The sequence below is a fragment of the Microbacterium sp. 16-032 genome (assembly GCF_041079455.1).
In the GTDB taxonomy this organism is placed as follows: domain Bacteria; phylum Actinomycetota; class Actinomycetes; order Actinomycetales; family Microbacteriaceae; genus Microbacterium; species Microbacterium testaceum_A.
In genome coordinates this window covers 431,331-444,374 of the sequence record NZ_JBFYGQ010000004.1, presented here as the reverse complement: position 1 = coordinate 444,374, position 13,044 = coordinate 431,331, and the positions used below count along the sequence as shown (strand labels likewise).

The following is a 13,044-nucleotide window of genomic DNA, read 5'->3' as shown; positions in this document are numbered from 1 at the left end:
GTTCCGGTCGCCGAGGGCGATCCTCGGCGACACGAAACGACCCCTCGCGCGGGCAGCGGCCGCGCACGAACGAACGCCCCGCCGCACGAGGCGACGGGGCGTTCGACGAAAGAGCGTGGATCAACCGCGCGTGCGGTTCTTGTTCCACACGTCGAAGGCCACGGCCAGCAGGAGCACGAGGCCCTTGATGAACTGCTGCACGTCGGTCGAGATGCCCATCAGCGACATGCCGTTGTTGAGCACACCCATGACCAGACCACCGGCGATCGCGCCGACCACGCGGCCGACACCACCCTGGACGGCCGCTCCACCGATGAACGAGGCGGCGATCGCGTCGAGCTCGAAGAGGTTACCGGCACCCGGGCCGGCCGAGTTCAGGCGACCCGTGAAGACGATGCCGGCGAGAGCCGCGAGGACACCCATGTTCACGAAGAGCATGAAGTCCACGCGACGGGTGTTGATACCCGAGAGCTTCGCGGCGGTGCGGTTGCCGCCGAGGGCGTAGATGTGGCGGCCGAAGACGCTGCGGCTCATGACCGTCGAGTAGCCGATGATGAGAAGCGCCAGGACGACGAGCACGATGGGCGTGCCGCGCGATCCGGGAGCCACACCGAGCAGGTAGGTGAGGTAGGCGATCAGCGCGCCGCCACCGATGACCTTGACCAGGAACGCCACCTGCGGCTCGTTCTGCAGCTCGAGCGCGGCGCGCTTCGCGCGCTGGCGAACCTGCGACACGACGAAGAGGACGAGCGTCAGGGCGCCGAGGGCGACCGTGATCCACTCGGCGGGCGAGGTTGCCGCCGGGAACAGGTCGGGGAACAGGTATCCGCCACCGAGCGCGCGGTACTCGGTCGGGAACGGCGTGATCTGCGTGTTGCCCAGGGTCATCTGCGTCAGACCGCGGAAGAGGAGCATGCCCGCGAGGGTCACGATGAACGCGGGGATGCCGATGTAGGCGACCCAGAAGCCCTGCCACATGCCGACCACGGCACCGAGGAGCAGCGAGAGGGCGATGCCGAGCCACCAGGGCAGGCCCCACTGCACGATGAGCACACCCGAGACGGCACCGACGAAGGCGGCGACCGATCCGACCGACAGGTCGATGTGGCCGGCGATGATGATCATCACCATGCCGATCGCGAGGATCAGGATGTAGCTGTTCTGGACGATGATGTTCGACACGTTGCCCGCGGTGAGCAGACGCCCGCCGGTCAACGCCTGGAAGAGCAGCACGATCACGATCAACGCGATGAAGATGCCGATCTCGCGCAGGCGCGACGTGAAGAACTGCACGATGCCGCCGGCACCGCTGCCGGCGGCGCCGCCGACGGGGCCCTTCGGCGTGGCGGGACCCTGTGGGGTCACGGTGTTGTCAAGCGCTGACATGGTCGGCTTCCTTTTCCTTCGTCATGAGCACCATGAGTGCCTCGGGAGTGGCCTCTTCGATGGGCAGCTGGCCGGTGATGTGGCCTTCGCTGAGGGTGTAGATGCGGTCGCAGATGCCGAGGAGCTCGGGCAGCTCCGAAGAGATGACCAGCACCCCCTTCCCCTGCGCCGCGAGGGAGTTGATGATCGTGTAGATCTCGTACTTGGCGCCGACGTCGATGCCGCGGGTCGGCTCGTCGAGGATGAGCACCTCCGGGTCGGAGTACAGCCACTGCGACAGCACGACCTTCTGCTGGTTGCCGCCCGACAGCTTGCCGACGACGACATCGACGCTGGGCGCCTTGATGTTCATCGACTTGCGGTAGCGGTTGGCGACCAGGTACTCCTCGTCGCCGTCGACCCAACCGCCCTTGACGAGCTTGCGCATCCCGGCGAGCGAGATGTTGCGCTTGATCGTGTCGATCAGGTTGAGACCGGCGCCCTTGCGGTCCTCGGTCACGTAGGCGAGACCGCTACGGATCGCGGCGGGCACCGTCGAGGTGTCGGCCTTCTGACCACGGATGTAGACGTTGCCCGAGATCTTCGAGCCGAAGCTCTTGCCGAACACGCTCATCGCGAGCTCGGTGCGTCCGGCGCCCATCAGGCCGGCGATGCCGACGACCTCGCCCGCGCGCACGTTCAGGTTGGCCTGGTGGATGACGGTGCGGTTCGCGTCGGTGGGGTGGCTGACGTTCCAATCCTCGATGCGCAGGACCTCGTCGCCGATCTCGACGTCGCGGTCGGGGTAGCGGTTCTCGAGCTCGCGGCCCACCATTCCGCGGATGATGCGGTCTTCGCTGGTGCCGCCCGTGGCCACATCGAGCGTCTCGATCGTGCGACCGTCACGGATGATCGTGACCTCGTCGGCGATCGCGCGGATCTCGTTGAGCTTGTGGCTGATGATGATGCACGTGATGTTCTGGCCGCGCAGGTGGCGGATCAGATCCAGCAGGTGCTCGGAGTCGTCGTCGTTGAGCGCCGCGGTCGGCTCATCGAGGATGAGGAGCTTGACGTCCTTCGACAGCGCCTTGGCGATCTCGACGAGCTGCTGCTTGCCGACGCCGATCTCGTTGACGGGAACGTCGGGGCTGTCGCCCAGGCCCACGCGGGCGAGGAGCTTGGCCGCTTCGCGGTTCGTGGCATCCCAGTCGATGAGACCGCGGTGCGTGATCTCGTTGCCGAGGAAGATGTTCTCGGCGATCGAGAGGTAGGGGCTCAGGGCGAGCTCCTGGTGGATGATGACGATGCCGGCCGATTCGCTGTCGCGGATGTCCTTGAACTCGACGGTGTTGCCGTCGAAGACGATCTCGCCGCGGTAGTCGCCCGCGGGATACACACCGCTGAGCACCTTCATGAGGGTGGACTTGCCGGCGCCGTTCTCGCCGCAGATGGCGTGAACCGTCCCGCGCTCGACGGTCAGTGACACGTCGGCGAGCGCGATGACGCCGGGGAACTCCTTGGTGATCGAGCGCATCTCGAGGATGGTGCTCACGAGGTCCTCCTTGCAGAACCGGCGCGTGGCCGGTCGGAATGTGGGGCGGGCGCGGGATGCCGCGGACCCGCAGGAGCCTCCGCCGCGACCCGGGGGGCCGCGGCGGAGGCGGGGCGGAGGGACGGGGAGCCCCTCCGGGGGATTACTTCAGGTCGGCCTCGGTGTAGTAACCGCTGTCGATGAGGACTTCCTTGTAGTTGTCCTTCGTGACGATCGTCGACTGCAGGAGGTACGAGGGAACGACCTTCTTGCCGTTGTCGTAGGTCTTCTCGTCGTTGACCTCGGGCTTCTCGCCCTTGCGGATGTCGTCGACCATGGTCACGGCCTGCTTGGCGAGCTCGCGCGTGTCCTTGAAGATCGTCGAGTACTGCTCACCCGCGATGATCGACTTGATCGAGCCGGCCTCGGCGTCCTGACCCGTGATGACGGGGAGGTCGCTGGCCGAGTAGCCACCCGAGGTGAGGGCCGAGATGATGCCGATCGACAGACCGTCGTAGGGCGAGAGCACACCGTTGAGCTTGGTGCCGCCGATGACGGTGAGGATGTTCTCCATGCGCTTCTGCGCCGTCTCGGGCAGCCAGCGGAGGATGGCCGCCTGGCCGAACTCGGTCTGGCCGGAGGGAACCTTCAGCACACCCTTGTCCATGTAGGGCTTGAGGGTGTCCATCGCGCCGTTCCAGAAGAACGTGGCGTTGTTGTCGTCGGGGCTACCGGCGAACAGCTCGACGTTGAAGGGGCCGGCGGCGCCGGTCTCCTTGCCCGAGGCGTCGAGGACGCCGAGGCCGGTCAGGAGCGAGGTGGCCTGCTGGACGCCGACCTTGTAGTTGTCGAACGTCGTGTAGTAGTCGACGTTCTCGGTGCCGTTGATGAGGCGGTCGTACGCGATGACGGGGATGTTCGCGTCCTTGGCCTGCTGCAGCACGTCGGTGAGCGTGGTGCCGTCGATCGAGGCGACGATCAGGGCCTTGGCGCCCGTGGTGATCATGTTCTCGATCTGCGAGACCTGGGTGGGGATGTCGTCGTTCGCGTACTGCAGGTCGACCTGGTAGCCGAGCTCTTCGAGCTGCGACTTGACGTTGTTGCCGTCGGCGATCCATCGCTCCGACTGCTGGGTCGGCATGGCCACACCGATGGTGCCGCCGGCCTCCTGCGAGTCTCCGCTGCCGGCGCCGGTACGGTCACCGGCGCAACCGGCGAGACCGATGCCGAGCGCGAGGACGCCCGCTCCCGCGATCGCCTTGAGCATGCTGTGCTTCTTCACTCTGGTTCCCTCCATTGGGTGTTTGTCGCGGCGCTCCCCCTGGAGCACACCGCGGGCAGTGCTGACGGCGCAGGTCGGGCGCACGGTCTCGGGGGCGAAACGAAAGGCCCTCGGCGAGGCGGTCAACCCGCGTCGTTCGAAACGTCTTCGTCTCGACGGATCCGCTCCGCAGCGAGTCCCGTCGGCCGTGTGACCCGGTCATGTGACCGTTCACATTGTGTGAGCGATGCTACCTCCAAGCACGGCACGACTGTCAAGTCCCGACGCGCTCGAAGTCCAGCCGTTGCCGAAACGTGACGTGAGCGCGTCGCGGATCAGGACCGCGGCGGGGCCGTCGACGACCTCACGATGAGGCGGAGGTGGTCGGGTTCGACCACGCCTCCGTCGTCACCGCTCTCGCCGAGCGATGCCAGCAGGTCGGTGACGGCACGCGTGCCAATACCCACGAAGTCCTGTCGGACGGTGGTCAGCGGCGGCCAGAGGTGGGCGGATTCGGGCACGTCGTCGAAGCCGACCACCGAGAGGTCCTCCGGCACCGAGCGACCTATGGCCCGGACGGCATGCATGAAGCCGAGCGCCATATGGTCGTTGCCCGCGAAGACCGCGGTGGCATCCTCCGTCCGCAGCAGCTCGAGGCCCGCCTCGAATCCGAACTGCGCCGTCCAGTCGCCCAGGATGGGGGGACGCGGCGAGAGGTCGTTGGCATCCATCTCGGCGAGATACCCGCGCATGCGGTGATCGGCCTCGACCCAGTCGCGCGGACCCGCGATGTGAAGGATCCGCGAATGCCCGAGCTCGATGAGGTGGCGGACGGCCGCTCGCGCCCCGGCGCTCTGGTCGTTGCGGGTCGTCGAGGTGCCGGTCGAGGTGACGATCTGCACCGGAACGGGCAGCTTGAGCTCGTCGAGGATCGGCACCACCCGCGTCTGCGGTGCGACGGCGATGAGTCCCTCGATGGACTGCTGCATGAGGTGGTCGATCGAGGAGCGCACGTCGTCGGGGGCGCTGGTGGCGAGGTTCGTGAGGGTGAGGCGGTACCCGGCGGACCGCGCCGCCGACTCGATCGCCTGCACCATCGCCGAGGTGCCGTGGGTCGTCGCTCGCGGTCCCAGCACACCGATCAGGCGCGAGCGGCTCGTGGCGAGGGCGCGCGCGGCCTGATTGGGGACGAACTTCAACTCGGCGATCGCCGAGCGCACCTTGGCCGCGGTCTCGGGGCGGAGCTGAGTGCTGTTGTTGATCACCCGCGAGACGGTTTGGTACGACACTCCCGCGAGCCGGGCGACGTCGCGGATGCTCGGGGCACGCCCCGTAGCCTCCGGGGTATCGGTGTCGCTCATCATCCGCCTCATTGCGGGTCGCGCGCTGTTGCGTGACCGGTCACACGAGAATAACCGACGCCAGCAGAATCGCCCGCCGCGGAGGAAGAATCACCCCTTCGGCGCGGAACGGCGGCCTCGCGGTCCTCCGCACGCGGTCGTCTCGGCCCGCGTCAGCCCTCGATCAGCGCGCGATAGAACCGGATGCCACGCAGCCACACCTCGACGCGGATGCGCTCGTCGGGAGCGTGCAACGCGTCGCGTTCGGACCTCGTGAGGTGGAACGGCGCGAACCGGTACACCGCGTCGGTGAGACCCGTGTAGAAGCGGCTGTCGCTGGCCCCGAGCTGGAGATACGGCAGGGGGACGATGTCCGCGCCGAGGGTGTCTGTGACGGCGCGGGACAGCCGCCTCCACGCCTCCCCCTGCCAGGGCGAGACCGGCGAGGGGTCGTCGCCGTGGCGCAGCTCGATGTCGACGAGCGGGTCGGCGACCGCTCGGCGCAGGTGGATCGAGACATCGGCGAGCGTGTCGCCGGTGAGCAGGCGCACGTTCACGCTCGCGCGCGCCGAGGTGGCGAGCACGTTCTCGCCCGCCGAGCCCTCGAGACGTGTGACGACGGCCGTGGTCCGAACGAGCGCATTGGTCTCGGGACCGAGGAGCGACAGGGCCGCGGTCACGGCCGGCGCTGACACGGACGTGCGGCGGAAAAGCGTCGCCAGGGGCTCCCCGGCGTGCGATGCGGCCGTGGCGAGCATGGCCCGGACGGGCGGGACAAGTCGTCGGGGGAACGGGCGACGGCGAAGGCGATCGATCGCGCGGGCCAATCGGGCCGTCGCCGGCATGCGCGGCGGGGTCGAGGCATGCCCGCCGGCCTCTCGGGTCACGAGGTCGAAGGTGGCGACGCCGCGCTCAGCGACACCGATCATCGCCGTGGGCGCAGCCACCCCCGGGACGGCGCCCTCGACGACCGCTCCCCCCTCGTCGAGCACCAGAGCGGGACGGATGCCGCGCGCAGCCAGCAGCGCCGCCATCGCTCGGGCGCCGGTGCCGCGCGTCTCTTCGTCGTGCCCGAAGGCGAGCCACACGTCGGTTCGCGGCGTGATCCCCTCGGCCAGTGCCCCCTCGACCGCCTCGAGGATCGCGACGAGCGCCCCCTTGTCGTCGATCGCGCCGCGCGCATGGATCGTCGCTTCCGCTTCCTCACCGACGAGGTCGGCGGCGAAAGGCGGGTGCCCCCACTCCTGCCCGTCCACGGGCACCACGTCCTGGTGGGCGAGGAGCACCAGGGGCTCGACGGGGCTCTCCCCCGCCCAGCGGTAGAGCAGCGACCGTCCCTCGACCACCTCTCGCTCGAGACGCGCGTGGACGAGCGGATAGAGCCGTTCGAGAGCCGCGTGGAAGTCTTCGAAGGCCGAATCGTCGACCTCCGCCGGGTCGACACGCGACACCGTCGGGATGGACAGGAGCTCGCGGAAGCGCTCGACGGCCGTCATGCGACGAGCCTAGGACGATGCCGGCATCATGAGACACGGGATGCCGGCATCCGGGGCCCCTCGAGACTCGCGCGACGCCGATGTCGGCGGGCGCCGCTACGGTGGAGCGCATGACCGGACTGCACTGGGGCATCCTCGCGACGGGCGGCATCGCCCACGCCTTCACCTCCGACCTGCGCACCGCGGGCCTCGACGTCACCGCCGTCGGCTCCCGCCGCATCGACAGCGCTCGGGCCTTCGCCGAGCAGTACGACATCGCGCACGCGCACGGCTCGTACGAAGAACTGGTCGCCGATCCGGACGTCGACATCGTCTATATCGCGACCCCGCACCCCGCGCACCTCGAGAACGCCCTGCTCGCCCTCGACAACGGCAAGCACGTGCTGGTCGAGAAGCCGTTCACGCTCAACGCCGCCGAGGCGGCGGCCATCCGCGACAAAGCGGCCGAGAAGGGTCTCCTCTCCATGGAGGCGATGTGGACCCGATACCTGCCGCACATGGTGCGTATCCGCGAGATCCTCGCCGCGGGCACCCTCGGCGAGATCCGCGTCGTGTCGGCCGACCACACCCAGAAGATCTCCACCGACCCGGCGCACCGCCTCAACGATCTGGCGCTGGGCGGGGGCGCCCTGCTCGACCTGGGCATCTACCCGATCTCGTTCGCGATCGACGTCCTCGGCCTGCCGGAGCGCATCACCGCCCTGGCTCGTCTGTCCGACGCAGGCAGTGACGCCGAAGTGGCGACCAGCTTCGTCCACGCGGGCGGTGCCCTGTCGACCAGTGTGTCGTCGTCGCGCGGAGCGGGGATGAACGTCGCGCAGATCGTCGGAACCGAGGCCCGCATCGAGATCGACCGCGTCTGGTACACCCCGACCTCGTTCCGCGTCGTCTCGCCCGACGGAGACGTGATCGAGGAGTTCACCGCCGAGGTCCCGGGGCGCGGCATGCAGTTCCAGGCCCAGGCCGCCGAGCGTCTCGTCGCCGCCGGAGCGGACTCCCACGACATCCTGTCGATCGACGAGACCGTGGCGATCATGGGCGTGCTCGACGAGGTGCGCCGCCAGATCGGCGTGGTCTACCCCGGCGAACGGTGAGGGGCGAGGGCTACCCGGTCGCGGGCGCGACGGGTCAGACTGGACGTATGCCCGACACCCAGACCGCCCGCGTCGCCGTCTACCTCGACTTCGACAACATCGTCATGTCCTGGTACGACCGCGTGCACGGGAGGAACGCCTACTCGCGCGACCGGCAGAAGATCGCCGAGAACCCGACCGATCCCGACATCGCCGAGCGCCTGACCAAGGCGACCATCGACGTCGGCGCGGTGATCGATTACGCCGCGTCCTTCGGCACCCTGGTGCTGACTCGGGCCTACGCGGACTGGTCGTCGCCGGTGAACGCCGAGTACCGCTCGCAGCTCGTCGCGCGCGCCGTCGACCTGGTGCAGCTGTTCCCCGCCGCCGCCTACGCCAAGAACGGCGCCGACATCCGACTCGCGGTGGATGCCGTCGAGGACATGTTCCGCCTTCCCGACCTGTCGCACGTGGTCATCGTCGCCGGCGACAGCGATTACGTTCCCCTCGCCCAGCGCTGCAAGCGGCTCGGTCGCTACGTCGTCGGGGTCGGGGTGGCCGGGTCCACGGCGAAGTCCCTGGCCGCGGCGTGCGACCGCTTCGACGCGTACGACTCGCTCCCCGGCATCCCGAATCTCGCCGAGACGAAGAAGGATGCCGCTCCCTCGCGGCCGCGCGCACGCAAGCGCTCGAAGGACCCGGCGGTCGACCTGCTCGAGCGCGCCATGCAGCTCGAGGCGGAGCGCGCCGACGGCGAGTGGCTGCACGCCTCGGCCGTGAAGGACCTGATGAAGCGCCTCGACCCCTCGTTCAGCGAGAAGGCGCTCGGGTTCCGCAGCTTCTCGGACTTCTTGAAGGCGCAGACCGACCACGTCGAGGTCGATGAAGAATCCAACGTCGTGCAGGTCAAGGCCGTCGCGCGCGGCTGAGGGGCGGGCCTCAGCGGCGTTCGGCGCCCGGGGCGACGTGCGCCAACACGCGTGACCACACCGACGTCAGCGTGACCTGACCGTCGACCGAGCCGATCTCATCGGGATGGACGACCTCGGCGGTGCCCGCGCGGAGGCGATCGACGTACCACGTCGCATCGCTTCGCCCCGCGGGGCCGTCGCCGCCCACGACGACGAGCACCTCGGCCGCGAGGTCGTCGAGCAGGGGGGTCCGCAGGTCGCGGCTCAGCGGGTCGGAGGGGCTCTCGACGCCGACGATCGCGACCCGATCGACGACACCACCCATCGCCGCGGCGAGGTAGAGGGCGATCGGTCCGGCGGCCCTTTCGCCGACGACTCCCACGGTCGCCCCGGGCGCTTCGCGTTCGAGCAACGCCTTCAGCGCCTCGACCGTCAGCCCGGCCGGGGTCTGCCCACCGAAGACCGGTGGGTCCTCGAGCTCGGGCGCATCGAGGCCGACCGCGACGATCCGCACGTCGAAACCCGAGGTGACGCGGGCATCGGGATCGGTGGTCGCGATATCGCCCGTGCGCAGGACGAACACGGCCCGCGGGGCTCCCGGGGTTCCGAAACTGCGGTAGCCGAGCTCGCCGTCGAGCCAGGGGGCCAGACTCATGGCTTCATCCTTCCGTCGCCGCTTCGCCGCCGCCGGGCAGCAACGCGCGCAGGGTCTCGATGGTGTCGGCCTCTGCCGCGGTCTTGTCCGAACGGTATGTCTTCACCCGGGCGAAGCGCAGCGCCACGCCGCCCGGATACCGCACGGACCGCTGCACCCCGTCGATCGCGATCTCGACGACGGTGTCGGGCGCCACGCGGATGCCGCCCGGCAGGTCTGCGGTCTGCCTCTCGGCGAAGTGCGCCGTCTGCCACTGCAGCAGTTCGTCCGTCAGTCCCTTGAACGTCTTGCCGACCATCACGAAGCTGCCCGGGTCGCCGAAGCGGCCGTGTGGATCCCGCGCTCCGAGATGCAGGTTCGACAGCCAGCCGGAGCGTCGGCCCGATCCGTACTCCACCCCGAGGACGACGAGGTCGAAGGTGTGCACCGGCTTGACCTTCAGCCAGCTTTTGCCGCGGCGCCCCGCGGTATAGGGGTCGTCGAGCCCCTTCACCATCACTCCCTCGTGGCCGGCGGCGAGAGCGTCGCGCGCGAAGGCGTCGGCGACGTCGACGTCGTCCGTGAGCACGGCGGGGATGCGGTGCTCCGCCGCCACCCGTTCGAGCTCGGCGAGGCGCGTGGCGAGGGGTTCGTCGACGAGGTCGCGACCGTCGAGATGGATCAGGTCGAAGAACCAGGGGCGCAGGGCGATCTCTCGAGCCGTCTCGGCGCCGAAGCGGGCCATCGTGTCCTGGAACGGGCGAGGACCGCCGTCTTCGTCGAGCGAGAGGGTCTCGCCGTCGAGGATGATGTCGTGGACGGGGAGCGAGAGCGCCACCTCGACGATCTCGGGCACCCGGTGGGTGATGTCGGCGAGTGTGCGGGTGAAGACGCGCACCTCGTCGCCGTGGCGATGCACCTGCACCCGGGCCCCGTCGAGTTTGTACTCCACCGAGGCTCGGCCGGTCACGGCCATCGCCTCGGCGACGCTCGTCGCGGGAGACGCCAACATCGGCTGCACGCCGCGCCCCACCACGAGCCCGACCGCCGCGAGATCCTCGGGGGTCCCGGTCAGGGCGATGCGGGTCGTCCCACCCAGATCCCCCGACAGCATGGCGGCGCGACGCACCAGGGCACCGTCGCGCTCGGCGGCTCGGGCCACGGCATCCAGGAGCACTCCCTCGAGGGCGCCCGTGCGCAGTTCGCCCGTCATGATGCGAACGAGCAGGTGCCACTCCGTCGCCGTCGCGCGCCCCGCGAGGTCGTCGAGGAGGCGCGTTCGGACGGCCGCGGAACCCGCCCCACCGATCCCGGTGAGCGCGCTGAACGCGTCGTCGACGTCGCCGATCGTCAGGTTCGAGGTGTCGGCGTGATCACCGGCGCGGGCGGAGAGCGTCCGCCACCCCACGCCGAGGCGTCCCTGGCGCGGGGCCGCGGTGAGAAGCCCCACCGCGGGCTCGATCTCTTCGGGATCGAGTCCGCGCAGAAGGGCCGCGAGGGCCTCAATCTTCGCCAGGCGCGAGCGCGTGTTCGTCACCGTCGCGAGCGCGGTCTCGATGTCGCCGAAGAGCATGCCGGCATCCTGGCATCCCCCTCCGACATCGGGTGGACGCTTGTGCGGATCACGCGCGAGTGCCATGACCACGGCGCTTTTCGGAGACCTTCAGCGTTTCACGGCCACCCCCTCGCGAGAACAGATCCGGGCCGCCCTCGCAACCCCCGGGGCGATGTCGGAGGTCTGAGGTGTGCTGAGACCTCCCCCAGGAATGAGGCTTCGTGAACGCTCCCGCCACACTCGAACAGTCCGCCCGCACCGCCCGTGAGGTGTTCGGATGGGACGACCTGCTGCCGGGTCAGGCCGAGGCGATCGACGCGGTGGTGAGCGGCCGCGACACTCTCGTCGTGTTCCCGACCGGAGCAGGCAAGTCGGCGGTCTACCAGATCGCCGGATGTGAGCTGGGCGGGACCACCGTGGTCATCTCGCCCCTGCTGGCCCTCCAGCGCGACCAGATCGACTCGATCGACGCCGCCCCCGATGCCCCCGCCGCGGTCGCGCTCAACTCGCGCACCGGCGCCGCCGCCAAGAAAGCCGCGTGGGCCGCGATCGAGGGACCCGACGCCGTCTACGCCTTCCTCGCCCCCGAACAGCTCGCCAACGCCGAGGTGTTCGATCGTCTCGCGAAGGCCGATGTACGCCTCGTCGTCATCGACGAAGCCCACTGCGTCTCGGCGTGGGGCCACGACTTCCGCCCCGATTACGCGCGCATCGGCGACGCCATCGAAGCCCTCGGCCATCCCCCGGTGCTGGCGCTGACCGCAACGGCATCCGCTCCCGTCCGCGACGACATTGTCTCGAGCCTCGGCATGCGCGAGCCCCACCTCGAGGTGCGCGGCATGGATCGTCCCGAGATCCACATGGCCGTCCGCCGGCACGAGCACGACGCGGACAAGCGCCGCGCGGTCGTGGCGGATGTCCAGGATGCCGGCGGCCCGGCGTTGCTGTACGTGGCGACGCGCAAGGGTACCGACTCCTACGCCGAAGAACTCCGCGAACTCGGCCTGCGGGCGGCGGCGTACCACGGAGCCATGGCGCAGAAGAAGCGCGACGAGGTGCACTCCGCGTGGAGCGCGGGAGAGCTCGACGTGGTGGTGGCGACCTCGGCGTTCGGCATGGGAGTGGACAAGAGCGACGTGCGCCTGGTCGTGCACGCCGATGTCACGGAGTCGCTCGATTCGTACGCCCAGGAGATCGGACGCGCCGCCCGCGACGGGCAGCCCGCGCGGGCGATCCTGCACTACCGCGCCGAGGACTTCTCGCTGCGCTCGTTCTTCGCGGGCGGCCACACCAAACGAGCCGACATCGCGGGCGTCTGGGACGTTCTGCAGCGGACCAGCACGCCGGTGCGCGCGAAAGACATCGCCGACGAGAGCGGCCGCTCGGTCCGGGCGATCGGCCGGGTGCTGAACCAGCTCGTGGCCTGCGAGCTCGCCGTGTCGGGCCCCGACGGAGTGTCGGCGCTTGCGAAGGTCTCGGCGGGCGACGCGGTGAGCGCCGTGCGCGAGCGCGACGAGGCCGAAGAGCGCATCCGGGCCTCTCGCATCGAGATCATGCGCGGGTACGCGGAGACGACTCACTGCCGACGGCGGGCGCTGCTCGAGTATTTCGGCGTCGAGACGCCGAGTCAGTGCGCCTCATGCGACCGGTGCGACGCCGGCGCGGTGGTGCCGGTCGAGCCGGCGACCGAAGACGCCGAGTCCGGCGGCATCCACATCGATTCCACCGTCGAACACGGTGAGTTCGGTACCGGTACGGTCATGGCCATCGAGGACGATCGACTGACGGTCTTCTTCGCCGACCACGGCTACAAGGTGCTGGCCCGCGCGGCGTTCGAGAACGGCATCCTCGAGCTCGGCGAGGCGGCGTAGGCGCGGC

General features: G+C 69.4%; 10 protein-coding genes. 3 read left to right on the top strand and 7 right to left on the bottom strand.

Going from position 1 to position 13,044, the window contains the following annotated elements:
- Window positions 1–120: 120 nt before the first annotated feature.
- The 5 genes from mmsB to AB6V31_RS10980 all read right to left on the bottom strand — a co-directional run bounded on the left by mmsB (window position 121) and on the right by AB6V31_RS10980 (window position 6,993).
- Window positions 121–1,386, bottom strand: a complete 1,266-nt coding sequence (gene mmsB, locus AB6V31_RS11000; protein ID WP_235556977.1) for a multiple monosaccharide ABC transporter permease — start codon at window positions 1,384–1,386, stop codon at window positions 121–123.
- Window positions 1,373–2,899, bottom strand: a complete 1,527-nt coding sequence (gene mmsA / locus AB6V31_RS10995; RefSeq protein ID WP_369365724.1) for a multiple monosaccharide ABC transporter ATP-binding protein — start codon at window positions 2,897–2,899, stop codon at window positions 1,373–1,375. The genes mmsB and mmsA overlap by 14 nt, the downstream gene beginning before the upstream one ends.
- Before the next feature lie 160 nt (window positions 2,900–3,059).
- A complete protein-coding gene (chvE, locus tag AB6V31_RS10990) occupies window positions 3,060–4,163 on the bottom strand; it encodes a multiple monosaccharide ABC transporter substrate-binding protein (protein ID WP_081349887.1) in 1,104 nt (367 codons plus the stop codon).
- Window positions 4,164–4,492: 329 nt separating this feature from the next.
- The gene (locus AB6V31_RS10985) at window positions 4,493–5,518 is read right to left on the bottom strand and encodes a LacI family DNA-binding transcriptional regulator (RefSeq protein WP_074696849.1); all 1,026 of its coding nucleotides are present in this window, start codon (window positions 5,516–5,518) and stop codon (window positions 4,493–4,495) included.
- Window positions 5,519–5,670: 152 nt separating this feature from the next.
- Window positions 5,671–6,993: a M20/M25/M40 family metallo-hydrolase gene (locus AB6V31_RS10980; RefSeq protein WP_369365649.1), complete on the bottom strand. Its 1,323-nt coding sequence runs from the start codon at window positions 6,991–6,993 to the stop codon at window positions 5,671–5,673.
- Window positions 6,994–7,103: 110 nt separating this feature from the next.
- On the opposite strand from AB6V31_RS10980, the gene AB6V31_RS10975 reads away from it, so the two are divergent.
- Window positions 7,104–8,087, top strand: coding sequence for a Gfo/Idh/MocA family protein (locus AB6V31_RS10975; RefSeq protein ID WP_369365647.1), 984 nt, complete (start codon window positions 7,104–7,106; stop codon window positions 8,085–8,087).
- Between the two features lie 47 nt (window positions 8,088–8,134).
- Complete coding sequence (locus AB6V31_RS10970; protein WP_056228758.1) at window positions 8,135–8,995, top strand: NYN domain-containing protein; 861 nt, start codon at window positions 8,135–8,137, stop codon at window positions 8,993–8,995.
- Between the two features lie 10 nt (window positions 8,996–9,005).
- On the opposite strand, the gene AB6V31_RS10965 is transcribed toward AB6V31_RS10970, so the two are convergent.
- Both AB6V31_RS10965 and AB6V31_RS10960 read right to left on the bottom strand, forming a co-directional pair.
- Window positions 9,006–9,632 (bottom strand): hypothetical protein, encoded by a 627-nt coding sequence (locus AB6V31_RS10965; RefSeq protein ID WP_074696748.1) that lies wholly within the window; start codon window positions 9,630–9,632, stop codon window positions 9,006–9,008.
- Window positions 9,633–9,636: 4 nt separating this feature from the next.
- Window positions 9,637–11,184, bottom strand: coding sequence for an ATP-dependent DNA ligase (locus AB6V31_RS10960; RefSeq protein WP_369365722.1), 1,548 nt, complete (start codon window positions 11,182–11,184; stop codon window positions 9,637–9,639).
- Window positions 11,185–11,387: 203 nt separating this feature from the next.
- Between AB6V31_RS10960 and AB6V31_RS10955 the strand changes: the two genes are divergently transcribed.
- The gene (locus AB6V31_RS10955) at window positions 11,388–13,037 is read left to right on the top strand and encodes an ATP-dependent DNA helicase RecQ (protein ID WP_369365644.1); all 1,650 of its coding nucleotides are present in this window, start codon (window positions 11,388–11,390) and stop codon (window positions 13,035–13,037) included.
- Window positions 13,038–13,044: the final 7 nt, after the last annotated feature.

Coding starts and splice junctions, on each gene's coding strand:
- mmsB (WP_235556977.1), bottom strand. CDS start 1,386: ATGTCAGCGCTTGACAACACCGTGACCCCACAGGGTCCCGCCACGCCG.
- mmsA (WP_369365724.1), bottom strand. CDS start 2,899: ATGCGCTCGATCACCAAGGAGTTCCCCGGCGTCATCGCGCTCGCCGAC.
- chvE (WP_081349887.1), bottom strand. CDS start 4,163: ATGCTCAAGGCGATCGCGGGAGCGGGCGTCCTCGCGCTCGGCATCGGT.
- AB6V31_RS10985 (WP_074696849.1), bottom strand. CDS start 5,518: ATGAGCGACACCGATACCCCGGAGGCTACGGGGCGTGCCCCGAGCATC.
- AB6V31_RS10980 (WP_369365649.1), bottom strand. CDS start 6,993: ATGACGGCCGTCGAGCGCTTCCGCGAGCTCCTGTCCATCCCGACGGTG.
- AB6V31_RS10975 (WP_369365647.1), top strand. CDS start 7,104: ATGACCGGACTGCACTGGGGCATCCTCGCGACGGGCGGCATCGCCCAC.
- AB6V31_RS10970 (WP_056228758.1), top strand. CDS start 8,135: ATGCCCGACACCCAGACCGCCCGCGTCGCCGTCTACCTCGACTTCGAC.
- AB6V31_RS10965 (WP_074696748.1), bottom strand. CDS start 9,632: ATGAGTCTGGCCCCCTGGCTCGACGGCGAGCTCGGCTACCGCAGTTTC.
- AB6V31_RS10960 (WP_369365722.1), bottom strand. CDS start 11,184: ATGCTCTTCGGCGACATCGAGACCGCGCTCGCGACGGTGACGAACACG.